24 protein-coding genes are annotated in these 24255 nt (G+C 58.9%); 15 read left to right on the top strand and 9 right to left on the bottom strand.

Going from position 1 to position 24255, the window contains the following annotated elements:
* Positions 1 to 14 precede the first annotated feature (14 nt).
* The gene (gene xth / locus IF205_RS02860) at positions 15 to 806 is read left to right on the top strand and encodes an exodeoxyribonuclease III (protein WP_259781784.1); all 792 of its coding nucleotides are present in this window, start codon (positions 15 to 17) and stop codon (positions 804 to 806) included.
* Here the strand turns inward: xth and IF205_RS02865 are convergent.
* Positions 803 to 1291: a class I SAM-dependent methyltransferase gene (locus IF205_RS02865; protein ID WP_259781785.1), complete on the bottom strand. Its 489-nt coding sequence runs from the start codon at positions 1289 to 1291 to the stop codon at positions 803 to 805. The two genes, xth and IF205_RS02865, sit on opposite strands and share 4 nt — an antisense overlap.
* Positions 1292 to 1295: 4 nt before the next feature.
* A complete protein-coding gene (locus IF205_RS02870; RefSeq protein WP_259781786.1) occupies positions 1296 to 1760 on the bottom strand; it encodes a cyclic nucleotide-binding domain-containing protein in 465 nt (154 codons plus the stop codon).
* 225 nt (positions 1761 to 1985) lie between these two features.
* Between IF205_RS02870 and IF205_RS02875 the strand changes: the two genes are divergently transcribed.
* The 11 genes from IF205_RS02875 (at position 1986) to IF205_RS02925 (ending at position 14764) form a co-directional block, all read left to right on the top strand.
* Complete coding sequence (locus IF205_RS02875; RefSeq protein WP_259781787.1) at positions 1986 to 3218, top strand: glycosyltransferase family protein; 1233 nt, start codon at positions 1986 to 1988, stop codon at positions 3216 to 3218.
* 64 nt (positions 3219 to 3282) lie between these two features.
* On the top strand, positions 3283 to 4551 hold the full coding sequence (locus tag IF205_RS02880; protein ID WP_259781788.1) for a glycosyltransferase family 4 protein: 1269 nt from the start codon (positions 3283 to 3285) through the stop codon (positions 4549 to 4551).
* Complete coding sequence (locus tag IF205_RS02885; protein ID WP_259781789.1) at positions 4548 to 5657, top strand: glycosyltransferase family 4 protein; 1110 nt, start codon at positions 4548 to 4550, stop codon at positions 5655 to 5657. Before IF205_RS02880 ends, IF205_RS02885 begins: the two co-directional genes overlap by 4 nt.
* Positions 5654 to 6250 carry a histidine phosphatase family protein gene (locus IF205_RS02890; protein WP_259781790.1) on the top strand — a complete coding sequence of 199 codons (597 nt, stop codon included), beginning with the start codon at positions 5654 to 5656 and terminating at the stop codon, positions 6248 to 6250. Before IF205_RS02885 ends, IF205_RS02890 begins: the two co-directional genes overlap by 4 nt.
* Positions 6243 to 7409 (top strand): glycosyltransferase family protein, encoded by a 1167-nt coding sequence (locus tag IF205_RS02895; RefSeq protein WP_259781791.1) that lies wholly within the window; start codon positions 6243 to 6245, stop codon positions 7407 to 7409. The genes IF205_RS02890 and IF205_RS02895 overlap by 8 nt, the downstream gene beginning before the upstream one ends.
* Positions 7406 to 8170, top strand: coding sequence for a polysaccharide deacetylase family protein (locus IF205_RS02900; protein ID WP_259781792.1), 765 nt, complete (start codon positions 7406 to 7408; stop codon positions 8168 to 8170). Before IF205_RS02895 ends, IF205_RS02900 begins: the two co-directional genes overlap by 4 nt.
* 29 nt (positions 8171 to 8199) lie before the next feature.
* On the top strand, positions 8200 to 8709 hold the full coding sequence (locus IF205_RS02905; RefSeq protein WP_259781793.1) for a hypothetical protein: 510 nt from the start codon (positions 8200 to 8202) through the stop codon (positions 8707 to 8709).
* Positions 8710 to 8752: 43 nt separating this feature from the next.
* The gene (locus IF205_RS02910; protein WP_259781794.1) at positions 8753 to 10663 is read left to right on the top strand and encodes an ABC transporter ATP-binding protein; all 1911 of its coding nucleotides are present in this window, start codon (positions 8753 to 8755) and stop codon (positions 10661 to 10663) included.
* Positions 10660 to 12588, top strand: coding sequence for an ABC transporter substrate-binding protein (locus IF205_RS02915; RefSeq protein WP_259781795.1), 1929 nt, complete (start codon positions 10660 to 10662; stop codon positions 12586 to 12588). Before IF205_RS02910 ends, IF205_RS02915 begins: the two co-directional genes overlap by 4 nt.
* Complete coding sequence (locus tag IF205_RS02920) at positions 12588 to 13583, top strand: ABC transporter permease (protein ID WP_259781796.1); 996 nt, start codon at positions 12588 to 12590, stop codon at positions 13581 to 13583. Before IF205_RS02915 ends, IF205_RS02920 begins: the two co-directional genes overlap by 1 nt.
* A complete protein-coding gene (locus IF205_RS02925) occupies positions 13580 to 14764 on the top strand; it encodes an ABC transporter permease (RefSeq protein ID WP_259781797.1) in 1185 nt (394 codons plus the stop codon). The genes IF205_RS02920 and IF205_RS02925 overlap by 4 nt, the downstream gene beginning before the upstream one ends.
* 11 nt (positions 14765 to 14775) lie before the next feature.
* On the opposite strand, the gene IF205_RS02930 is transcribed toward IF205_RS02925, so the two are convergent.
* The 3 genes from IF205_RS02930 to IF205_RS02940 all read right to left on the bottom strand — a co-directional run bounded on the left by IF205_RS02930 (position 14776) and on the right by IF205_RS02940 (position 17978).
* Entirely contained in the window at positions 14776 to 16143 is a 1368-nt protein-coding gene (locus IF205_RS02930; protein ID WP_259781798.1) for an adenylate/guanylate cyclase domain-containing protein, read from the bottom strand.
* A gap of 111 nt (positions 16144 to 16254) precedes the next feature.
* Positions 16255 to 17106, bottom strand: a complete 852-nt coding sequence (locus IF205_RS02935) for a class I SAM-dependent methyltransferase (RefSeq protein WP_259781799.1) — start codon at positions 17104 to 17106, stop codon at positions 16255 to 16257.
* A gap of 29 nt (positions 17107 to 17135) precedes the next feature.
* Entirely contained in the window at positions 17136 to 17978 is an 843-nt protein-coding gene (locus tag IF205_RS02940; RefSeq protein WP_259781800.1) for an MBL fold metallo-hydrolase, read from the bottom strand.
* Positions 17979 to 18121: 143 nt separating this feature from the next.
* Here IF205_RS02940 and IF205_RS02945 point away from each other — a divergent pair, with 143 nt between their 5' ends.
* Positions 18122 to 19327 carry an MFS transporter gene (locus tag IF205_RS02945; RefSeq protein WP_259781801.1) on the top strand — a complete coding sequence of 402 codons (1206 nt, stop codon included), beginning with the start codon at positions 18122 to 18124 and terminating at the stop codon, positions 19325 to 19327.
* A 52-nt stretch (positions 19328 to 19379) separates the two neighbouring features.
* Here IF205_RS02945 and IF205_RS02950 read toward each other — a convergent pair whose 3' ends face one another.
* On the bottom strand, positions 19380 to 20066 hold the full coding sequence (locus IF205_RS02950) for a response regulator transcription factor (protein ID WP_259781802.1): 687 nt from the start codon (positions 20064 to 20066) through the stop codon (positions 19380 to 19382).
* Positions 20067 to 20251: 185 nt separating this feature from the next.
* Between IF205_RS02950 and IF205_RS02955 the strand changes: the two genes are divergently transcribed.
* Positions 20252 to 21319, top strand: coding sequence for a hypothetical protein (locus IF205_RS02955; RefSeq protein WP_259781803.1), 1068 nt, complete (start codon positions 20252 to 20254; stop codon positions 21317 to 21319).
* 19 nt (positions 21320 to 21338) lie between these two features.
* Positions 21339 to 21854 (top strand): L,D-transpeptidase family protein, encoded by a 516-nt coding sequence (locus tag IF205_RS02960; RefSeq protein ID WP_259781804.1) that lies wholly within the window; start codon positions 21339 to 21341, stop codon positions 21852 to 21854.
* Between the two features lie 9 nt (positions 21855 to 21863).
* On the opposite strand, the gene IF205_RS02965 is transcribed toward IF205_RS02960, so the two are convergent.
* The 3 genes from IF205_RS02965 to IF205_RS02975 all read right to left on the bottom strand — a co-directional run bounded on the left by IF205_RS02965 (position 21864) and on the right by IF205_RS02975 (position 24208).
* The gene (locus IF205_RS02965) at positions 21864 to 22547 is read right to left on the bottom strand and encodes a YggS family pyridoxal phosphate-dependent enzyme (protein ID WP_259781805.1); all 684 of its coding nucleotides are present in this window, start codon (positions 22545 to 22547) and stop codon (positions 21864 to 21866) included.
* A gap of 105 nt (positions 22548 to 22652) precedes the next feature.
* Positions 22653 to 23285: a hypothetical protein gene (locus IF205_RS02970; RefSeq protein WP_259781806.1), complete on the bottom strand. Its 633-nt coding sequence runs from the start codon at positions 23283 to 23285 to the stop codon at positions 22653 to 22655.
* Positions 23286 to 23434: 149 nt separating this feature from the next.
* A complete protein-coding gene (locus tag IF205_RS02975) occupies positions 23435 to 24208 on the bottom strand; it encodes an FkbM family methyltransferase (RefSeq protein ID WP_259781807.1) in 774 nt (257 codons plus the stop codon).
* Positions 24209 to 24255 lie beyond the last annotated feature (47 nt).

The raw sequence follows: 24255 nt of genomic DNA on the forward strand, positions 1-24255 counted from the left end.
CAGGATCTTTCCCCATGCGTCTCGTCACGTGGAATATCAATTCCGTCCGCCAGCGCCTGCATCTGATTGAACAACTGACCAAGGACTATGCGCCGGACGTCATCTGCCTGCAGGAAATCAAGGCGCAGAACAAGGACTTCCCCTTGGCTGAGATTGAGGCCATGGGATACACCCACAACGAAGTCCGGGGCATGAAGGGCTACAACGGGGTGGCGATCCTGTCGCGTGTGCCGCTGGAAAACGGGCAGAGCCGCGACTGGGTCGGCAAGGATGACAGCCGTCATGTCTTTGCAACCCTGCCCGGCGGGATCGAAGTGCATAACTTCTACGTACCTGCGGGCGGCGATGTACCGGACCGGGACCAGAACGACAAATTCGGTCATAAGCTGGACTTTGTCGACGAGATGAAGGCCTGGTTCCCGGAAATGTATTCCAACGACCGGCCGATGATCCTGGTGGGGGATTTGAATATCGCGCCCATGGAACATGATGTCTGGTCTCACAAAAAGCTGCTGAAGATCGTCAGCCACACACCGATCGAGGTGGAAAAGCTGAACGACGCACAGAACGCCTTCGGCTGGGTCGACACCATGCGCCATTTCGTGCCCGACGAGGAAAAGCTCTATAGCTGGTGGAGCTATCGCGCCCGCGACTGGCGCGCCGCCAACAAGGGCCGCCGTCTGGACCATATCTGGGCAACGCCCGTCCTGACGCCGCGCCTGAAGCACATGGAAGTCATCGTGGACGCCCGTGGCTGGGAAAAACCGTCAGACCACGCGCCGGTGCTGCTGGACCTGGAAGACTAGGCCCGGCGATAGAAGAAATAGCGGCCTTCCTGGACACCAGGCGGCAGAGGTTGGCGATAGTCATCCAGTGCCGTCAGGTCCTGGTCGCTCAAGACAATGGCGCCGGGGGCAAGAAGAGGGGCTATGGCCTCGCCCAGCCAGGCGGCAAAACGGGCATTGCGGTCCGGGTCCCCGGTGCCGATATCCGAATGGATCATCGCCACCTGTCCGGCAAACCGCCCTGTCGCCTGGGCCAGCGTTTCCTTCAAGTCGCCCAGAAACAGATGATCGTCATCCGGGATACAGTCGGGATGGGCATTGACGCAGCGCTCAAAGACAAAAATCTCCCTATCCGGGAGTTGCTGACGCAAATGGTCATAGGTGCGCCCGTTTCCCAACCCCAGTTCCAGGACCACACCAGGATGTCCGGCGATGGCCTCGCAGGCCCTGTTCAGGCAGGCGCGCTGTGCCTCAAGGCGGCGGATCACACTATCCAGACGAGACATATCCTTACCCCTGTTCGTTACCGGTTTCGCCGCCGCCGTCGCGCAGGCGCCTTGTGGTCTGTACCAGTTTCATCCCCAACTCCCGCATCAGTTCCAGGCCAATGGACGGAAACTCCTGGATCAGACGCAGGAAAAGCTCCCGGGAAATCACAAGGGCGGTCACATCGGTGCGCGCTGTTACCGTCGCGGTGCGCGGAACATCGCATAGAACGGCAATTTCGCCAATAATATCATTGGGATGGCAATCATTGACTTTGATGTCGCCGCGCGGCGTCTTCACCGTCACGTCGGCATGCCCTTTCACGATGACGAAAGCCGCCTCGCCATCCTCTCCCTCGCGGCAGATAACCGTTCCTGCGGAAAACAGCTTCCGTTCGCTGGTAAACGCAATCAGCTTCAGCTTGGACGTCTCGATTTTGGAGAAAAGCGGGATGTTGCGTAGGAGATCGACTTCTTCCTGCAGGGTCATGGGCGTCCGGCGCGTCGCTTCGAAAATTTGTTGTCTCCCGCGACTATGCCTAAATCATGAACCAAATCAAGCGGGATAAGACGTCGCCGGCCCCGGACCGTTTCCGAAGTCCTTATACAATTATGGGTTTCTCCGACGGCCTAAAAGACATAAATTAGCGGTTCGATAGTAACCGGCCTGATCGACACGGTCAGAAGCAGGTTTGGCAAAGGGCGGAGGAATACCGTGGCGAAAAGACAAGATCACGCACGTGTGCTGATGTATAGCCACGACACCTTTGGCCTGGGCCACTTGCGCCGGACCCGCGCCATCGCCCACGCCCTGGTGGAACAGAACAAGGAGATGTCCGTCCTGATCCTGACGGGTTCCCCCATCATCGGCAGCTTCGATTTCCGCTCACGCGTGGATTTCGTGCGTATTCCGGGTGTCATCAAATTGCGTAACGGCAATTACACCCCCCTGAAGCTGCATATCGACATCGAAGAAACGCTGGCGATGCGGGCCTCGATCATCAAACATACCGCAGAAGCCTTCGATCCGGACCTGTTCATTGTGGACAAGGAGCCGCTGGGCCTGCGCGGCGAGGTCGCCGATACCCTGGTCAGCCTCAAGGAAAAGGGCACGCCCCTTGTCATGGGCCTGCGCGATGTTATGGACGACCCCGACCTGCTGGCGCCCGAATGGGAACGCAAGAACGTCCTGCCTGCGCTGCGCGATCTCTATGACCAGATCTGGGTCTATGGCCTGCCGCAGATCTGCGACCCGCTGGAAGGCATTGCCATTCCCGAATCCGTCCGCCGCAAGATGACCTACACCGGTTATCTGAAGCGCGGCCTGCCCAACGAAACAATCCCCCAACACAATCTGAACAAGATCGAAGCCCCCTACATCCTGGTAACGCCCGGCGGCGGCGGCGATGGCGAGGCGATGGTGGACTGGGTGCTGCGGGCCTATGAGGCGGACCGCGACCTGCCTTATCCGGCGCTTCTGGTTCTGGGGCCGTTTATGAATTCCGAACCGCAGGCCGATTTCATGGAACGGGCCGACAAGCTGGATAATGTGGAGGTCATCACCTTCGACGCCCATATCGAGGCCCTGATGAACAATGCCGTCGCCGTGGTTGCCATGGGCGGTTACAACACCTTCTGTGAAATCCTGTCGTTCAACAAGCGCGCCCTGATCATCCCGCGCACCCGCCCGCGCATGGAACAGTATATCCGCGCCAGCCACGCCCAGGATCTGGGCCTTGTGGTCATGATGGAAGACGACAATGACAGGGATGCAGGCCGGATGGCCACCGCATTGCGCCAGCTTCCGCAACAGCACCGGCCGGGTGACGTGGTGGTACCGGGACTGCTGGACGGGCTTGAAAGCGTCAACAAACTGGCCCTGGCCCAGATATGCAACGCCAATCCCGGCTATTCCGTTCTGGCGCATGGCGGCCAGCATTCGACCTGATACCCCCTGACAGAAACGCCTTTCCGTCCCATATACTTATCAAAACAACGAGTGAATTTTCTCCATGGCCGTTGCATTCATCCTGAAAGGCTATCCAAGGCTTTCGGAAACATTCATCGCCCAGGAAATCCGGGGGCTGGAGCGGCGCGGGCTGGATATTCGCATCTATTCCATGCGCCATCCCACCGATAAGGCGCGCCATCCGATCCACAGTGAAATCACCGCACCGGTCAGCTATCTGCCGGAATATCTGCATGACGACCCGCTGCGGGTTTTCCGGGCCTGGCGCAAGGTCCGCCGCCTGCCGGGCTATGGCCGGGCCTTCTGGACCTTTGTCGAGGACCTGAAACGCGACCGCACGCGCAACCGCATCCGCCGTTTCGGGCAGGCCTGCGTGCTTGCCGCCGAACTGCCGGACGATGTGGACCGCCTGCATTTCCATTTCCTGCATACCCCGGCCTCGGTGGTCCGTTATGCGGCGTTGATGACCAAACTGCCGTGGAGCGGCTCCGCCCATGCCAAGGATATCTGGACCAGCCCGGAATGGGAGCTGCGGGAAAAACTGATAGAACTGGACTGGGTCAGCACCTGCACCTCCTATGGCGCAGACTACCTGCGCAAACTGGCAGGCAGGGCGGACAAGGTTTCGCTGGACTATCACGGGCTGGACCTGGCGCGTTTCGATGATCCGGACAAGACCTATTCCCCCGCAGACGGCAGTGATCCTGACCACGCCGTCACACTCTTGTCCGTTGGCCGCGCCGTGCCGAAAAAGGGCTATGACGACCTGATGGCCGCCCTGGCGAAACTACCCGGCGACCTGAACTGGAAATTTATTCATATCGGTGGCGGAACGTTATCCAGCGATCTAAAAGACTGGGCATCCACCCATGGGGTTGCCGACCGCATCACCTGGATGGGGGCGCAGCCGCAGGAAGTAGTGCTGGAACAGTTGCGCCAGAGCGATATTTTCGTGTTGGCGAGCAAGATTTCCGGCGACGGCGACCGGGACGGCCTGCCCAATGTCCTGATGGAAGCCCAAAGCCAGGGTGTGACGGTCGCGGCCACACAGGTCTCGGCCATCCCGGAACTGATCCTCGACGGCGAAACCGGGTTGCTTTGCCAGCCTGAAGACCCCGAGGGTCTGGCGGAAATCCTGCAGCGGCTGATTACCGATCCCGAATTACGTAAACGCCTTGGCCGGGCCGGCAACGCGCGCGTCCGCGAGAGGTTTGAGGCGCAAAGCTGCCTGACCGGTATCGCCGCACGCTTTGGACTGAACAGCGCCAAGGGGCAAGAAAAGCAGGACGGGAAGGGGGTCAAAGTGGCATGACGGTGGCCTTTTACGCGCCTCTGAAATCCCATGACCATCCGGTGCCATCCGGTGACCGCCGTATGGCGGGCCTGTTGTTGAAAGCCCTGCAAAGCATTGATCCGAATACGGAAGTGGCAAGCCACCTGCGCGCCTATGAAGGCAAGGGCGACAAGGATGCACAGATCGCCATCCGCGACGCAGCCCTGGCAGAGGCCCATCGTTATGTCGACCAGGGGCACAGGCCCAAACTGTGGTTCACCTATCACCTGTACCACAAGGCACCCGACTGGATCGGCCCGGCGGTCTCGCGGATGCTGGGCATCCCCTATTGGGTGGCCGAAGCCAGTTTCGCACCCAAACAGGCCAATGGCCCCTGGGATTTGGGACATAATGCGGTGGAACATGCCCTGCGCGAGGCCGATGGTGTGATCCAGTTGAACCCCACCGACCGAGGCTGTGTGGAGCCCCTGCTGAAGCCGGGCGCGTCCATCGTCAACCTGCCGCCCTTCCTGGACCCGGCCCCATATTTTCGCGCTGTTCGCCATCGCGACAGCCTGCGCCGAACGGTGGCGGCGGACCATGGCATCCCGACGGACCGGCCCTGGTTGATCACGGTCGCCATGATGCGGCCCGGCGACAAGGAAGCTTCTTACCTTCTGTTAGCCGATGCCCTCAACCAATTGTCCGACCGATCCTTTTGCCATTTGATCATCGGGGACGGTCCGGCGGAAAGCAATGTGCGAAATGCCTTTCAAAATAGGCCTGAAACCTATTTTATCGGGGCCAAGGACAAAACGGATATTCGACGTTATCTGGCCTCGGCCGATCTGTTCGTCTGGCCCGGCCTGAATGAGGCCTTTGGCCTCGCCCTGCTGGAGGCCCAGGCCAGTGGCCTGCCGGTGATCAGCGCAAGCCGACCGGGCATTGCCGCCATGATCCGCGATGAAGCAACCGGCTTGCTGGTCCATGAGGGCGATGCCACCGCCTTTGCCCATGCGGTCGGGCATTTGCTGGACACGCCGGTCCTTTTGACCCGTTTCGGCAGAGACGCCCTGGACAATATCGCCGACCGGCACAGCCTGGACCAGGCCGCCGCCATTCTTCGGAAGGAATTGGGACTATGACCGATCTCGTGATGATCCGGCATGCGCCTACCGCCTGGAATGCGGAAAAACGCCTGCAAGGCCATACGGATATTCCGCTGACACCGGAAAGCGAGGCAATGGTTCGGCAATGGAGCATCCCCCGTAAATTCAGCGACTTTGACTGGCTGACCAGCCCGTTGAGCCGCGCGGCACGCACGGCGGAGCTGCTATATGGCCGCCCCGTCCCCATCGACGAACGCCTGTCCGAGATGCGCTATGGTGATTGGGAAGGCGAGGTTCTGCCCGACCTCAGGGCGCGGCTGGGCGAGGAAATGCAGGATAACGAGGACAAGGGGCTGGACTTCCTGCCGCCCGGCGGGGAAAGCCCCCGGATGGTACAGGATCGCCTGGCCTCGCTGTTGCAGGAAATCGCCGAACGGGAACGGTCGACGGTGGTGGTTACCCATTTCGGGGTGATCCGCGCGATTTTCGCCAAGGCGGTCGACTGGCCCATGCTGGGCAAGCCGCCGGTCAAGATTTTGCAGGCGAGGGCCCATCATTTCCGCCTGGACCCGGACGGCTTTCCGCGTGTGGAAAGCATGAATATTCCTCTGGGGCCGATTGATGTCTGACCAACCGGTCCTGTTCTTTCATGTCCAGCATCTTCTGGGGATCGGCCACCAGATGCGCGCCGCCGCCCTGGCGCGCGCCTGCGCGGTGCGGGGGTTTGACGTGCATTACGCCAGTGGCGGCTTCCCCGACCGGGAATTCGATCTGGGCGCATCACATTATCATCAGCTTCCCCCGGTCCGGGTGAAAGAAGCGGATTTTTCCAATCTGGTCGACGATGAAGGCCGTGCAATCAATGAGGACTGGTGGAACAAGCGGCGGGACGCAACACTCGCCCTGTTTGACCGGCTGGCACCGGATATCCTGCTGCTGGAAGGGTTTCCCTTTGCCCGGCGCAAATTCGCCGCCGAACTGATCCCGCTGATCGACAGGGCGCGGGAGCGCGGCATTCCGGTCGTCACCTCGGTCCGCGATATCCTCGTCACCCCGTCGAAGGTGGAAAAGCGGGAAAAGGCGCTGGCAATTGCAGAAGATAAACTGGACGCGGTGCTAGTTCACGGCGACCCGGCCCTGATCCGCCTGGAACAAAGCTTTCCCGGGGCCGACCGCCTTGGCAGCAAGCTTTACTACACGGGTTATGTGGATGGTGGCGAGACCGCCCACCCCGCAGAAGACCGCAGCATGGGCGAGATCGTCGTTTCCGTGGGCGGTGGCGCCGTGGGCCGGACGCTGATTGATACGGCACTCGCCGCACAATCCACCTATTCGGCAAAGGATAACCGTCCCTGGCGTATCCTCCTGGGCCCCAATCTCCCTGAAAATTATGTGTCAGACCTAAAATCAAAGGTATTGGACAAAAATATCACCGTGGAACCCGCCCGGCCGGACTTCCGTGACCTGCTGGCAAAGGCCGCCCTGTCGATCAGCCAGGCCGGTTACAATACGGTCATGGATATCCTGGCGGCGCATTGTCCGGCCATTCTGGTGCCCTTTGCCAAAGATAACGAAAATGAACAGAGCCTGCGCGCCCGCCTTCTGGCCGACCACGGGCTGGCACAGATCCTGTCCGAACAGCACTACGGGCCGGAAGACCTTGCAAAGGCAGTCGAAAAGGCCCTAACACAGGACCGGTCCGCCGATTTCCCCTATGCATTGACCGGTGCCGGGGCAAGCGCGACATTGCTCTACCATATGGTTCAGAAAGCACGAGGCCGTTCATGATACGCCAAAGCTCTTTTGCCCCCCTGATTGCGGAGCTGGACGCCTGGGCCGATGCCGGCAAGATGGCCGAATTCTGGTGGCGCGACGACGATGCCATCCGTCAGGGGCCCATTCTGGACCGGCTGTTGCTGACGGCGGGGAAATCCCCGCTGGCGCTGGCGGTGATCCCCGGATTGCTGGAAGCCTCGCTGGTTGACTGTCTTGCTCGCCACCCAAACGTTTCGGTTCTGCAACATGGTTGGGTTCATGAAAACCACGCCGGTCCCGGTGAGAAGAAGGCAGAGTTTCGCCTGAACCGTCCGATCGAGGTGATGCTGGACGAGATAGGCCAAGGATATCAAAAGCTTGAAATGGCATTTGGACCCCGTTTCGCACCGGTTTTCGTGCCCCCCTGGAACCGGGTGGCGGAAGAGCTGGCCGCACGCCTGCCGGATGTCGGCCTGACGTGGCTTTCGGTCTTCACGCCGCGCACCGGACGGGAGTTGCCGCCACCACGGATCAATACCCATGTCGACCCCATAGACTGGCACGGCACCCGTGGTTTCCTGGGGATGGAGCAGACCTTGAACCAGGCGATCGCTCATCTGCGTATGAAACGTCTGGGCCTGCCCGATATCGACATCACCGAACCGACCGGCCTTTTGACTCATCACACCGTCCATGACGGCGAATGCTGGGCCTTCCTGAATAATTTCAATATGTTGGTTCGCGATCATCCGGCCGCCCGATGGGTGGATATCCGCGACCTCGTCCAAAACTGACCCTGTCCTTGCCGCATCCGGGAATTGCCATGCCATCTGCCGCGCCCTCAACCGTCCTGACCTATGACCGGCCGTCTATCGTGACCGACTATCTGCGCTCCGGCGTCGGACTGGTGGCAAGCGGTGCGCCGCTCGCCCTGACCAAACCGATGCCCTGGCTGACCTGGGTTCTGGTCGTCACATTTATTTTATTCCTACTCTTCGCCCTGCGCTCTGTCTTGCGGCATGTCTCGCGCTATCAACTGGACGACGATGGCTTTGAAAGGCTTTCTCCCCGGCCATTGCGGGTGAAATGGTCTGAAATAGAGGGCATGAAATTGCGTTATTATGCGACCCGGCGCAACCGGGACCAGGATCAGAACAATGGCTGGTTTCAGTTGCAATTGCGCGGAAATAAAGGAAAAATCATAATAGATTCAAATCTTGGTAACTTTGATCAGGTTTTGAAATCAACTGCAAGGGCCGCAGGGGTGCGGGGTTTGGCCCTTGATAAGGTGACGCGGGACAACCTGTCGGCAATGGGCGTCGCCACACAATAACCAGTCCGGTCATGCAAACCGGGCTAACTGCGCGGGGAGCAACATGGACGGACAAGTCCATAACAATCTGCTGGAGGTGCGTGACCTCCGCGTCAACTTCGATCTGCCGGAAGGCGTGATCGAAGCCGTCAAAGGCGTGTCATTCCGAATTCCCCATGGCGGCACCGTCGCCCTTGTGGGCGAAAGCGGTTCCGGCAAATCGGTGGTCAGTCAGGCAATCATGGGCATCCTGCCCAAAGCAGCCTCCATCGTCAGCGGTGAAATCCTGTTTTGCGATGACATCGCCCGCGCCAAGGGGCGGCCAGTCGATATCTCCCACCTGAATGTGGACAGCCAGCAGATGCGCGACATTCGTGGCGGGCGCATCTCCATCATCTTCCAGGAGCCGATGACCTCGCTGTCGCCGCTGCATACCGTGGGCAACCAGATTATCGAGGCGCTTGAACTGCACCAGCCGGTCAAAGGCGCGCAAGCCGTGGAAATGGCGCGTGATATGTTGCGGATGGTCGGTTTCCCCGATCCCGAGCGGGCGCTGAGAACCTATCCTTTTGAGCTTTCCGGCGGGTTGCGCCAACGCGCCATGATCGCCATGGCGCTGGTCTGCAAGCCCTCCCTGCTGATCGCGGACGAGCCGACAACCGCACTTGACGTGACAATCCAGGCGCAGATCCTGAAGCTGATCAAGGACCTGCAGCACGAACTCGGCATGGCGGTCCTCATGATCACCCACGACCTGGGTGTCGTCGCCAATATGGCAGAGGAAATCGTCGTCATGTATCACGGCGAGGTCATGGAGCATGGCACGCTGGATCATATCTTCCGCGATCCGCGCCATCCCTATCTCAAGGCGCTGCTGCACGCGGTGCCTCGCTTTGACATGAAGCCGGGGGAGAGGCTGCAGCCGATCCGCTCCATCGAGGCAAAGACCGGCCATCTCATGAAGGAGAGCGCCGCCCCGATTAAGGTCGCTGATCCTGACAGGCCAATCCTGTCTGTCTCGCATCTGAACAAGACCTATTCGACCCGCAAGACAAGCTGGTTCAGGAAAGGTGAAACGAACCTTGTCCGCGCGGTCAATGATGTCAGTTTTTCGATCAAACGGGGAAGCTGCCTCGGGCTTGTGGGGGAAAGCGGCTGCGGCAAGACCACGCTCAGCAAAATCCTGATGCGCGCACTCACCCCCGACCGCGGGGAAATCCATTTTTACGACGGTCAGCAGGATATGGATGTCCTGGGCCTGAACGAAGGAGAGCTGATCAAATTCCGCCAGAAGATGCAGTTCATTTTCCAGGACCCGTTTTCGTCGCTGAACCCGCGCATGTCGGTGCAGGACATCATCACCGAACCCCTGCTGATCCACAAAATCGGTAGCCCGGCGGAACGGAAGGAAATGGCCTCCGAACTGATGGAACTGGTCGGGTTGGACAATCGCCACCTCAACCGCTATCCGCACAGTTTCTCCGGCGGTCAGCGCCAGCGTATCGGCATCGCCCGCGCGCTTGCCCTGAAACCTGAACTACTGATCTGCGACGAACCGGTTTCGGCCCTGGATGTTTCAATCCAGGCGCAAATCCTGAACCTTCTCAAGGACCTGCAGGAAAAACTGGGCCTGACCTATCTGTTCATCAGCCATAACCTGGCCGTGGTGGATTATATTGCCGACGATATCGCGGTGATGTGCCAGGGGCGGCTGGTGGAAATGGCGCCGCGCGAGGTTCTGTTCAAGAACCCTCTGCATCCCTATACGCAGGGCCTGTTGACTGCCGTGCCGGAACCCAACCCGGATAATCCCCTGGACTTCCAGCAGTTGATGACCGGCAAGGCCTCCGATCCCGCCGCATGGCCACATCCTTTCACTGACGACGGCAGATTTCCGCTTCGTCTTGCCGATGCCGGTGAGGGACATCTGGTGCGGATTACCGAAGGCGCAGACATCAAGGGGGTGGCCGCATGATCCCGATCGTCCGCCTCAAGACCGTCCTGACGGCTGCTGCCCTGTCGATGATCGTCCTGGCCGCTCCCGCCCGCGCACAGCATTATGTGGACAGTCCCTATTTCATTGATGCGATCGAGGATGGAAGCCTGCCACGGCTGTCGGACCGCCTGCCTGATGAGCCACTTGTCATGGACGTCACGAAAGACGGCCTGACCCCGGGCCGTCACGGCGGTGTCATCCGCACGGCCATGCGCCGGTCCAAGGACACCCGCCAGATGGTGGTTTACGGCTATGCCCGGCTTGTCCGTTACGACCGCAATCTGGACATCGTGCCCGATATCCTGAAATCCGTGGATGTGGAAAAGGGCCGGGTCTTCACGATGCATCTGCGCAAGGGGCATCGCTGGTCCGACGGCGCGCCTTTCACCACCGAAGACTTCCGCTATTGGTGGGAGGATATCGCCAATAACGAAAGTCTCTATCCGGTTGGTCCGCCCGCCGCCCTGAAGGTCAACGGCGAACTACCCCAGGTGCAGATTCTGGACGACTATACCGTTCGCTATTCCTGGTCCGTGCCCAACCCGAATTTCCTGCCCAAACTGGCCGGGGCCTCACCGCTTTATATCTATGCGCCCGCCCATTACCTCAAACAGTTCCACGCGAAATACCAGTCCCCGGAAAAACTGGAGGACCTGGTGGAAGAGGCCGGGGCAAAAAGCTGGAGTGCGCTGCACACCAAAATGTCCAAGGCCTATCACAACCAGAACCCCGACCTGCCCAGCCTGCAGCCCTGGACCCTGAAGACCGCACCGCCCAGCCAGCGGTTTGAATTTGTCCGAAATCCCTATTTCCATCGCGTTGATTCAAACGGCCTGCAACTGCCCTATGTGGACAAATGGGTGGTGATCGTCACCGAACGCAAGCTGATCCCGCTCAAAGCCGCCACGGGCGAGGTCGACCTGCAGTCGCGCTATTTGAAGATGGAAGACATTTCGCTTCTGAAACAAAGTGAAGACGAATACGGCTTCAGCACCAAATTATGGCGCAACGGCAAGGGCGCGCATATGGCGCTGTTCCCGAACCTGACCCATCGCGACCCGAAATGGCGCAAACTGTTGCGGGACGTCCGTTTCCGGCGGGCGCTGTCGCTCGCGATCAATCGTTATGAGTTGAACCGGGTGATCTATTTCGGGCTGGCGGTGGAAGGGCAGAACACCCTGTTACCGGAAAGCCCGCTTTATCGCCCGGAATATCGCGAGAAATGGGCCAAATTCGACCTGGACCGGGCGAATAGACTGCTGGATGAAATAGGCCTCACCAAAAAGGACGGCCGCGGTATCCGCCTGATGCCCGACGGCGAGCCGCTGGAAATCATCGTTGAAACCGCCGACGCCGGTACGGAACAGCCGGATGTGCTGCAGCTTATTTCGGATTCCTGGGCCGAGGCAGGCGTCAAACTGCATATCAAGCCGACCAGCAACGACATCCTGATGCAGCGGATCTTTTCAGGCGACACGGTCATGACCATCGCGTCGGGTTGGGAAAACGGCATGGCCACCGCCGACATGGCGCCCGACGCACTCGCCCCGATCCACCAGGACCAGTATCAATGGCCCAAATGGGGGCAATATGTGGAAACCGGTGGTGAATCCGGCGAAGCTGTCGACATGGATTCCGCCCGTGAACTGGAACAGCTCTACAAGGCCTGGTATCTGGCGGAAAATGTCGAGGAAAAGCGCCTGATCTGGCAGCGCATGCTGGACATTCACATGGAAAATGTCTTCACGATCGGGATCATTGCGGGCACGCTGCAGCCCGTGGTGGTCCGCAACGGTTTGCATAATGTGCCGGATACCGGCATCTGGAACTGGGACCCCGGCGCCCATTTCGGCGTCTACAGCCCGGACCTGTTCTGGTTTGACGAAGGGGTGGGAGAAAGCTGATGTTCGGATATCTTTTCCACCGCCTGTTCGTGATGATCCCGACGTTGCTGGTGATCTCCGCCCTGGTTTTCATCATCATCCAGTTGCCGCCGGGTGATTATCTCACGACCATGATCAACGAATTGCGTGCGCAAGGGGAGGTCGGTCAGGAGAAAATCATCTATTACCGGGAGCTTTACGGCCTGGATCAGCCCATGATCGTCCAGTATTTCAACTGGCTGTGGGGAATGATCCGCGGCGATTTCGGGCATAGCTTCGAATATGACATGCCGGTCAGGGACGTTATCGGCGACCGGATGATGCTGACCTTTGTGCTGAATTTCTTCACCATCCTGTTCATCTATATTGTCGCCTTCCCGATCGGCGTCTATTCCGCCGTCCGGCAATACAGCGTCGGTGACTATTCCCTGACCTTTATCGGATATCTGGGCCTTGCCACCCCCAACTTCCTGCTTGCGCTGATCCTGCTTTATATCGCCAAGGCCTATTTCGGAACGGATGTCGGCGGGCTGATGGATGAAGACTTTATCGGCCAGCCCTGGAGCGTGGCAAAGGCCGTATCCGTGCTGGAACATCTCTGGGTGCCGGTGGTGGTGATCGGTACCTCCGGCACGGCTTCCATGATCCGCCGCCTGCGGGCCAACCTGCTGGACGAGCTGCACAAGCAATATGTGATCACGGCCAAGGCCAAGGGCCTGCCGGCCAGCAAGGCGCTGGTCAAATATCCGCTGCGTATGGCGTTGAACCCGTTTATCGCCGATATCGGCAATCTCATCCCGGATGTGATTTCCGGGTCCGCCATCGTCTCCGTCGTCCTGGGACTGCAAACCACGGGGCCGATGCTGCTGAATGCGCTGTTGACGCAGGATATCTATCTCGCGGGCAGTTTCCTGATGTTCGTCTCATTCCTGACGGTGATCGGCATGCTGGTTTCCGACCTTGCCCTGGCAGCCCTCGATCCCCGAATACGTCTTGGTGCGGAGGCCACGAAATGAGCGATACGCCCCGGACAGAACCGCTGGACCATTACGTCAACGACGGTGCATTCGATCCCGACCGCGCCGTGGAACTGACGCCCCAGCAGGAAAAATACTATCGCGCCTCCCAATGGCAGTTGATGTGGTGGAAATTGAAACGCCACCGCCTGGCCACGGCCAGCGGCATCATCCTGCTCGCCATCTATGTATCGCTGCTGGTTTCGGAATTCATCAACCCCTACAACCCCAATTTCCGAAATACGGATTATCTCTATATGCCGCCGCAGGAAGTCCATCTCTTCCACGAGGGCGACTTTGTCGGTCCCTTCGTCTATGGGGTAATCGTGGAACGGGATATGAAGAACTGGCAGTGGGTCTATAAGGAGAATAAGGCCGACGTCCAGAAAATCCGCTTTTTCTGCACGGGCAATGACTACGCCGGCGCAGAATACGAATTCTGGGGCCTGTTCAAGGGCGACAGTCACCTGTTCTGCCCGGCCAAGGGCGGCCATCTCTTCCTGGCCGGAACCGATCGTCTGGGCCGGGACATGCTGTCGCGGATGGGTTATGGCGGGCGGATTTCACTGACCGTCGGGATCATCGGCATCGTGATCAGCTTTACGCTCGGCATCGTGATCGGGGGTATTGCGGGCTATTACGGCGGCTTTGTCGATGCCGTGATCCAGCGAGTGATCGAGATTATCCGGTCTTTCCCGCATCTGCCCTTGTGGATGGCCCTGTCAGCGGCCCTGCCGGTCACCTGGAGCCCGATCTGGGTCTTCTTTGGCCTGACGATCATTCTGGGTATTCTGGACTGGCCGGGCCTGGCGCGCGCGGTAAGGTCCAAACTGCTCAGCCTTCGTGAGGAAGATTTCGCCGTTGCCGCCCAGTTGATGGGCGCCCGACCGCAACGCATCATCATGCGGCACCTGATGCCAAGCTTTACCAGCCACCTGATCGCCTCCGCCAGCCTGTCGATTCCCGCCATGATCCTGGGGGAGACGGCGTTGAGCTATCTCGGACTGGGCCTGCGCCCGCCGGTGATCAGTTGGGGCGTGTTGCTGAACGAGGTGCAGAACATCAACGACGTGGTCCTGCACCATTGGCTGATCTACCCGATGCTGTCGGTGATCCTGGTGGTGCTGGCCTTCAATTTCCTGGGCGACGGCCTGCGCGACGCCGCAGACCCGTATAAGTAGGTCCGATACGGTCAGGACAGGACAAACAATGTGATCGGGGCCGATACACCGTCGACTGCCTCATCCGGCAATTCCTTCAGGGACTTCGGCTGCGGTCTTGGCTGCCATCCCTGTTCACGGGCCAGACGGATCGTTTCCCGGTCACAAAGCGCATGCGAGCCCAGCACCTTATTGTGCTTTTCCAGTTTCGCACTGAGGTTCACCGGTGTTCCGACGACGGTGTATTCCAGCCGGTTTTCATCCCCCACGACCCCGAAGATCAGCACCCCGGACGCCGCCGACACCGCCACGTCGATCACTGGCAGGCCCTTTGCGTAGCGTTCGTCATTCCAGGCCCGCGCCGCGTCCAGCACGTCCTCCATGGCGTATAAGGCATCACGGGCGAATGTATCGCTGGGCCGGGCCGCCCCGAAACTGACCATGATGCCGTCGCCGAGGAATTTATCGACGCTGCCGCCATATTTCTGGATTACCGGCAGGATATGAGCCTGATATTCCGACAGAAGCTGCATCACCTGTGGTGGTAACATGGTTGCCGCCAGTTTGGTGAAACCGCGAATATCCACATTGACCACACTGCCAGTGCAGGTTTCCCCCTGTCCGGCCTGCAAGTTTCCATCCGCGCCCTTGATCCGTTCCGCCACCTCGGGCGCGAAGAAACGGCTGAGGGCCTGTTTCTGGATTTCCCCTGTCACCGCCTGCAGCAGAAAGCGCCGTCCGCGCATCAGGGCAAAGGTCAGGATCACGGTAACGGTGACAATGGTGATCACCTTGTCGAATTCACCGCCCAGAAGCACGAGGTTATCCGTAAGATAGGCCACATAATCCCGCGTGATCCGCGACATCCCGTCGTCCACCGAAAAGACCGCATATCCCACCATGCCCAGCCAGCCCAACGCCGCCGCCAGACCTGTGTAAAACACATGGCGCGGGTCAAACCGCAGGGTCCGAAGGGCAATGAAGATAAAGACATAAAGCATCGTCGGTGCCTTCAGGTAGAACACCGCAGGCTGATTGTATTGAATATGAAAACTCCAGATGATCCCGAAGAGCAGGACCAGATCCACCAGACCGGACAGGCTCAGATACCAGTCAGGCAGGGAATAGCGATAGGACAGAACCAGACGCAGGGCCGTAAAGATCAGATAGAGACAGAGGCCCCAGGGAACGGGCGATCCCCAGAAACCGGACATATGGGTCTTGGGCGAGATGATGTAGAGCAGACCGAACAGCAGAACCACGGACAACTGGAACCAGCCGATCAGCCTCTCGCTTTGGTCCTGTTGCTGGCGGAAGGCGGCTTCAATGCGGCGGGGCAGGGCCTGAAAATCCCGAAAACCGAAAAACAGCGACCGGATAATAGCCAGGACGGAACGCATGGGCCTCTCCCCGATATGCCATAGCCGCAGGCGGCCATTACAGGAGCATAGGCCTAAGATAACCGGAGTTCACGCCTTTGAAAGGCCGTTTCACCCATTGTTGAGCAACAGTTACTGCTTCATCAGCCAAAGGCTGGTTTCCAGCGCTCCTTCGGCAATGGGAAGACGTCCGGCCAGGCTTTCCGTAACCGCATCCTGCATGAAATGGGAGACATAATGGGACGCCCATTCCACCCGGTAACCGCCCCCCGTGATCATGGGAACCACAGCCAGTTGTTCGTTATAACCGCGCCAGTCCCAGGTCTTCGGATAGTCCAGCGGCAGGCAGATATCGTGGATATGCACCAGAACCCCGGTGGGGAGCATTGGCATGATGTGATTGAACAGCAAATCCACATCGCTGCCCGGCATCAAGATATGACTGGAATCCACAAACAGGATATCACCCGCACACAGCGCCTCGAAGCAGGACAGGTCTACCTGCTGCACCGGTTTGTTGATGATCTGAACGGAGGCCAGCTTGCGGATATCGGCGCGCGGTGCGGGATCAATCGCGGTGATTTCCGTTTTCAGTCCTTCGTCGGCAACCGCCTGCGCCATGAAGCGCGTGGAATGGCCGGAGCCAACCTCGATAATACGTGCGGGCTTGAAACGACGCACGAAACTGTAGGCCATTGCGCCGTCCAGACGCGGGAACCAGTCCTGCTGCCAGCGCGGCCGGGGTGGCTCTGCCTGACTGAACCCGTTCAGCGCAACGTCATACGCCTGCAAAGCATCCAGATGTGCCTCAAACCGCGGACGCGCAACCTCCATCACCGAATGCACCGCGGCATAGGCCGGGCGTGCGCCCGCCTTCAGGTCACTGCCTGCATAGCGGTAGGGAATGAAATAGCCTTTGGATGACAGGCCAAGAAGGGTTGGCAGGCCAAGTTGCAGCCGCCGCCGGAAATGTCTGAAACTCATTAATGAAACTACCTGCCGAAAAACATGTTTCAGATAATAATCGTATGGCCTTCTTGGGCAACCGCCGTACCGGGCCGCGCCGCCGCCGCATCCTGGCCGACCTTGTCCATGAAATCATCGTCATGGGTGGGATCGTGGTGGAACAGAAACAAGCGGTCCGCACCGGCGGCCTCGACCAGGCGCACGCCTTCCGCCCAGGTGGAATGGCCATAGCCGATAAAACGGGGGAATTCCTCCTCCGTATAGGTGCTGTCATAGACGACAACATCAGCCTTATCGATCAGGGCCAGAATCCGCTCGTCCGGCGTGCCCGGAATATGCTCTGTATCGGTAACGTAGCAAAAGACCTTGCCGGCATATTCAACGCGATAGCCGGTGGCCCCGTTCGGATGGTTCAGCGGCGCCGTACGTACCGTGATATCGGGGCTGACCGCGACGTCTTCACCCGCGTTGAAATCGTCGAAGTCCACATCCGCCTGAAAAATCTCCGGCGGGATCGGAAACAGTGGTGCCGCCATCATATCCTTCAGCGTCTGCTTTAAGGTGCGGTTCGGCAATAGATGGCCTGCATGCAGGCACAATTTCATTCCCGGCACATGGAACGGCGCGAAGAAGGGAATGCCAACGATATGATCCAGATGGGTGTGGGTCAGAAACAGGTCCAGTTCCTGGGGCTTGCCATTCGTTTCCGCCAGAATCCGGCGACCCAGGTTGGGCAGGCCGGTGCCACCGTCGAAAATCAGACGCCGGTCACCACATCTGACCTCCAGACAGGAGGTATTCCCGCCATAGCGAAGCGTCGCGGGACCCGGGCAGGCAATACTGCCCCGCGTCCCCCAGAAGGTCACTGAAAACTCACCCTGTACTGTCATTATGTATTTCGCGATATGCCGCTTTGTTGACCCGAATAATTTGACGAGACTATAGCATTGATATTTAAAACCGCTAAAGCATTCTTATTGCCACCTCATTTCCATCCCCTTTCTCCTTCATCACGCGGGCCCGGCTGTATCCCATGCGCATGACGACCAATTGGACCGGAATTTTTTTCGGTTTTGCAATCGCCGTTCTGGCTGCCTTTCACCAGTTCAAATTGCCGCCGGTTCTGCCGGAAATGACCGGCCTGTATGGCTATGACACGATTTTGGCCGGTGGCTTCATGTCGATCTACGCCGTGGCCGGTTTTCTACTGGCAGCCCCTTTCGGCAACCGGATGCAGCGACATGGGACGTTGCCATTCATCTATCTGGCGCTCGCCCTGTTCCTGCTGGGAACGCTGGTGACGCAGTTGTTCCCGGAAAACGGAACTGTTGTTCTCACCGCGCGGGGTATTGAAGGGATTGCGGCCTGCATCCTCTCCATCTCCGGTCCTGCACTTGCCACCCAGCATGCCAGCGCCCGTGACCAGCATCTGGCAGCCGCGATAACGGCCACCTGGGTGCCGCTGGGGGCGATCATGGGGGCAGGTCTCGCCTTCGCCAGCGGCACAGCCGGCTTTGATCCTAAATGGTCTCCCATCTGGTCCTTCAGCCTGGTCCTGACCGTACTTCTGGCGCTTTTGACGGCCTGGTACAGGAAATCGGAAAGGGTGGAATTCAACCTGCCAAAACCGGCCCGGCGGGCAGAGGGCGATCACGACCCGTGGGACGTCGCCAAAAACCGCCTTCTGATGCGCCTGACGGCAACGGTTTTCCTGTTCTGGGCCTGGCAGAACCTGGCCTTCATGACCTGGATGCCAAGCTATCTGGTGAGCGCATTGGACCTGAGCCAGGACCGCGCTGCCCTGGTCTTCCTGTTGCCCATTACCTTCATCGGTATTTTCAACCTGCTTGCCGTTCCCCTGCTGCGAACCGGCCTTTCCATCACGGGGTTGATGGTTCTGGCCGTCACCGGCCAACTCACGATGCTTCTCCTGATGCCTGTGGTCGGGACAGGGGCCGTGGGATTGTTCTGCCTGATTGTCTATGGCGCCTGCGCGGGGATCACCCCAACCTGCCTGTTTAATCTGCCCGGCAGCATTTTCGCCAACAGGGGCGGAACGCGCGCCTTCGGCTGGTTGATCACCGGGCGAAATTTCGGGGTATTCTGCGGCCCTCTATCGGCAGCAGCCATCGTGGATCTAACCGGAAGCTGGCAGGCCGTCCCCTGGCTGGTAACCGCCATAATGGCCGTTTCGGTGCTGCTGTCGGTCTCTTTGCATATCCTGCACCGGCCAAAATAATAAAGCCGCCCGGGCAGGGCGGCTTTCGGTCAGGCCTGACGCTTTAAGGAAATCACGGAACCAGTTTATATCCGCCGGGCTCCGTCACCAGTATCTGGGCATTGCCGGGGTCCCGTTCGATTTTCTGGCGCAGGCGATAGACGTGGGTTTCCAGGGTATGGGTCGTCACTCCGGCATTATACCCCCAGACCTCACCCAGCAGCGTATCGCGGGCAATAACCTTGTCCCCGGCGCGATACAGATATTTCAGGATCGCTGTTTCCTTTTCCGTCAGACGGATTTTCTGGCCGTTTTCATCATCAAGCAGGATTTTTGCCGACGGTTGAAACGTGTAGGGCCCGATGGTGAAAACCGCATCCTCGCTTTGCTCATGCTGCCGCAGTTGCGCGCGCAGGCGGGCGAGCAGCACATTCAGGCGGAACGGCTTGGAAATATAATCATTTGCCCCGGAATCCAGTCCCAGAATCTGGTCGCTGTCGGTGCTATGCGCCGTCAGCATGATGATCGGGCATTTGACTTCGTTCCGGCGCAACAGGCGACAGGCCTCGCGGCCATCCATATCCGGCAGTTCAACATCCAGCAGGATCGCATCGAAATGTTCTGTCTTGGCCCGTTCGACCCCTTCGGTGGCGGTTGCTTCTTCGACCGTATCGAATTCCTCATGCAACCGAAGCTGTTCTGCCAGGGATTGGCGCAGCGCATTGTCATCGTCTACCAGAAGTATCTTCTTGCCCGTCATCTCTCAAACAGCTTTTTGTGGAAGTTCTTGTTCCGCTTCGACTTTCCGCGCCACTTTACCATGATAACGCTTGAAGGCGAGACAAAATTCATCACCCGATCATAACATCGCTGTGTGGAAATTGTGTTCGATGAAAACTGGCATTTTATTTGCGTGGGACCATGGGAGGAGAAGAGGACAGACCCATGCAAACAGCCAGCCCAGATGCCGGATTTGCCCCCTGGTCCCTGATGGTGCCAGAGCCGCCGAAAGCCGCGGCAACCAAGGCAAATGACAGCAATGAAACGACCCGGACGGCCCGGAACGATAAGGACGCGCCCAAGGAAAATCCGGATTTCTTCGGCAAGGATGGTCTGACCTTCGGGGATTTCCTGGACATCGTGAATCCCCTGCAACATCTGCCCGTTATCGGCACAATTTACCGGGAACTGACAGGCGACGACATCAGCCCCGGCGCCCGGCTGGCCGGCGACACCTTGTATGGCGGTCCCCTGGGGATGGCCAGCGCGGTCGTCAACAACGCCATGGAAGAGCATTCCGGCAAGGATATGGGCGAAACGGTGTTGGCCTATTTCACCGGGGATGAAACGGACGATGGCGCGGGCGATACGCAGGTTGCCGAAGCCCCCGCTGGTAAGGGCACGGAAGACAAAACCGCCGGGCCGGTAGCCGACACCGCCGCACAGCCGGTTGTGCAGCAGGCCGCCGCTGCTGACCCGCAGGCTCCTGTTCTGCCTCTTGCAGCGTCAACGCCACGGATCGGCAAACCGTTGTTTGGACCGCATAATCCTCTCGTCAATCCTCTGCCAGAAGCACCGGAAGCAAAGGCCTCTGCTGAAGAACCGGTCCAAACCGCCCAGGTAGCCTTGGGAACGCCAACGGTCTCATCCGGAAAGCCGAAACATCTTTCCGCCGACGTGGCCCGCCAGTTGGAACATATGGCTGCCCTGTCCCAGGAACGGCTGGCGATCCAGGCCCAGACCAACCGGGCGATCCTGAAACAGGGCAACAAGCGGGAAAAGGCCGAGGCCGCCACCGCCGCGCCAACGCCGACACCAGCCAACGATATCGCGGCCGCACAACAGCCGCCAAAGGCCAAATCAGTTCCTCCAGCCAAGGCCAGTGCGGCCAGCAGGGCCTATGAAACCGCCGCCATGCCCGCCCCGGTAACGCCGGACAATCTTCCTGAGGCCATGCTGTCGGCTTTGAAGAAATACGAGATTATGCTTAAAAAGGACCCTAAACAGGGTTAATTGAGCAAAGAGACAGTCCATGGATATCAATGTCAGCGAACAGGGCCTGACCATGCCGGACGGACGGGTGGTCAAATGCGCCATCGGCCGCGGTGGCATTCACAAGACAAAACGGGAAGGGGATGGCGTAACCCCTGTCGGTGACTGGCCTCTGCGTTACGGCTATTATCGCGCCGACCGTCTGGGTACGGCCCCGCAGACCCACCTGTCCATGACCCCGATCCAACCCGATGACGGCTGGTGCGATGCCCCGCACGACGCCAATTACAACAAGGCGGTCAAAAAACCCTATGCTGCCAGCCATGAAGACATGTGGCGCGAGGACGAGCTTTACGACATCGTTGTGGTATTGGGACATAACGACGACCCGCCGGTGCCGGGAAACGGCAGCGCCATCTTCCTGCATGTGGCCCGACCCGGCTACAAACCGACAGAGGGATGCGTCGCACTGCCCCGCGAAACGCTGGTGGAACTTCTGAATGCCTGCAAGGCCGGGGACCGGATGGCGATCCGCTCACTTGAGAATGACGACTAGAAAAACCGCCTAGGCGGGATAATCGCGCTTACCGAAAATGGCAGACCCGACGCGGACATAGGTTGCGCCGAATTGGACGGCGACTTCAAAATCGCCACTCATGCCCATGCTCAACTCGCTCAACCCGTTGCGCTCGGCAATTTTCTTCAAAAGTGCGAAATGCAGGGAAGGTTCCGCATCCACCGGCGGAATGCACATCAGGCCGACGACAGGCAGCCCAAGGTCGTCCCGGCATTCCTTGATAAAGGCGTCCGCATCCTTGGGCAGGACCCCGGCTTTCTGTTCCTCTTCACCGGTATTGACCTGGATGAAGCATTTCGGGTGCTTGTCCAGCTTTTCCATTTCCTTTGCCAGGGCTTTGGCCAGCTTGGGCCGGTCAACAGTCTGAATGACGTCGAAAAGCTCCAGCGCCTGTTTGACCTTGTTGGTCTGCAGCGGCCCGATCAGGTGAAGCTCGATATCGGGATAATCCTCGCGCAGGCCCGGCCATTTCCCGGCTGCTTCCTGAACCCGGTTTTCGCCGAAGACCCGCTGGCCCAAATCCAGCGCCGGGCGCATATGATCCGCATCGAAGGTCTTGCCTACGGCGACAAGCCGCACCGACGCCGGGTCCCGTTCACTGCTTTCCGCCGTCTGTGCAATCGTATCGCGCACCGACTGGAGAGAATCGCGAATGCTCTGTTCTGCAGACATGCTAACGCCCAACCTCGTTTTCCAAATCCCGTCCCACGTATTTAGAGAATTAACAGGCTCTTGAAAATCCCCGGCTTAGCGGGAACCGGAATGAAATAACGGCGATCAGTTGTCGACCGGAAGAGGATCGCGGGCAGGATCCCAGCCCTTGGCCCAGACCGTCTCGTCCAGAATATAGGGCGCATCCCCATTGTTGCCAAACCAGGAATCCACCACAAAGAGACGCCCGGTCTCCTTTTCACGCACGGTGGCAGAAGTGTGGGGCCAGCCGGCAAGCAGGTTGCCGCGATTGGCCTGACCATAAACGCTGTGATAGCGAAGCAGCCCCATTTCTTCTAGCAACAGCAGGGTCGTGGTGGAATTGATGGCTTCATCGACACAGTCCAACTGGCCCGATTTGAACATGCCCGTGAAGGACCCGCCGACGTCCTGTTCAGTACCGGCATAGGGCGCATTGACCTTTTCCATATAGGCAACGGCTCTTCCGATCGATCGGCGTTCATCCACAGCGTTCGACGCCATTTTGCCAAACGCCCCTTGCAGGCCCGCCGTCTCCTGCGCAGTCAACCGGCGAACAATGCGCGAATGGCAACCATGCCCGTAACAATATACGTAGGAGTCATTGGTGGGCACCGGTAGGTCTTTTGCCGTCAGAAGGGCCATAGGCTGAACTTCCTGCGGCTTGGTGCAGGCAGAAAGGACAACAATGGCAAACAACATAACGACGGCAGAAGACAATCTGCCACCCCACCCGAAATGTAATGAAAACCGCCGCAGCGACACTGGCAATGCGTCCTTGTAAAATCAGTATCCGAGAATGCGGTAGGTTGATACGCCTTAATTCCTGAAAGTCAAACCTGCAGTAGACTGGAAGTGAGAAACGCCGGTTACCTGGCGCGCAGCCGCAGTTCAAAGAAATTTCCATGCCGCGTCCCCCAGTCGGGCCGGGACCGGGTCGTCACCAGACGACTGTGCAAATCGGCCTGGGTCAGCGCCTGCCCACGATCATCCCATATTTCATAGCCTGCCAGGGCATGCGCCAATGCTTCCGGGTGACTGTCCCGGGGCCAGAAAGGCCGGTGGATGGACAAATGGATATTCTGCCCCGGACGCTTGCCAAGCTGGTGAAAATCCTCGGCCAGCAGGATTTCACTTCCCTCCACATCAATCTTGATCAGCGAAATCTCCTTCAGCCCCTGCCGTTCGATAAGGTCAATGATGGACAGGCAGTCCACGACAATATCCCGCCCTCCAATGCCGAACAGACTGCTGTCGCTATCCCCCTGGGGCTGCCCGAGATGCAGATAGCCTGGACCGTTGCAAACGGCCATTGGCACAACCGTCACCTTTTTCCCCATGCCGGGGTTGAGATTTATCAAGCGTTCCAGCATGGCCCTGCTGGCCGGGTTGGGTTCCACGGCAATCACACGGTCCGCGCCTGCGCTCAACGCAAACAGAACTGTCGGCCCGATCCACGCGCCGATATCCAGAACCGTATCGCCGCCTTTTACAATCTGCCGGAATATCTTCCGGGTCTCCGGCTCCCAAGAATCGAAGCGGTCCCAAAAGCCATGATCGGGCACCTGATAGTCACGGCCCTCGACAGTGACCGTCCTTACTTTGTTTCCAACACCGTTTTCCGCGTAATTGATCTGGCACATGGCATCCTGCATCCGCGATGGGATCAATAGGCCTGTTTTGTCTTGGC

The organism is Aestuariispira ectoiniformans (assembly GCF_025136295.1).
Classification (GTDB): domain Bacteria; phylum Pseudomonadota; class Alphaproteobacteria; order UBA8366; family Aestuariispiraceae; genus Aestuariispira_A; species Aestuariispira_A ectoiniformans.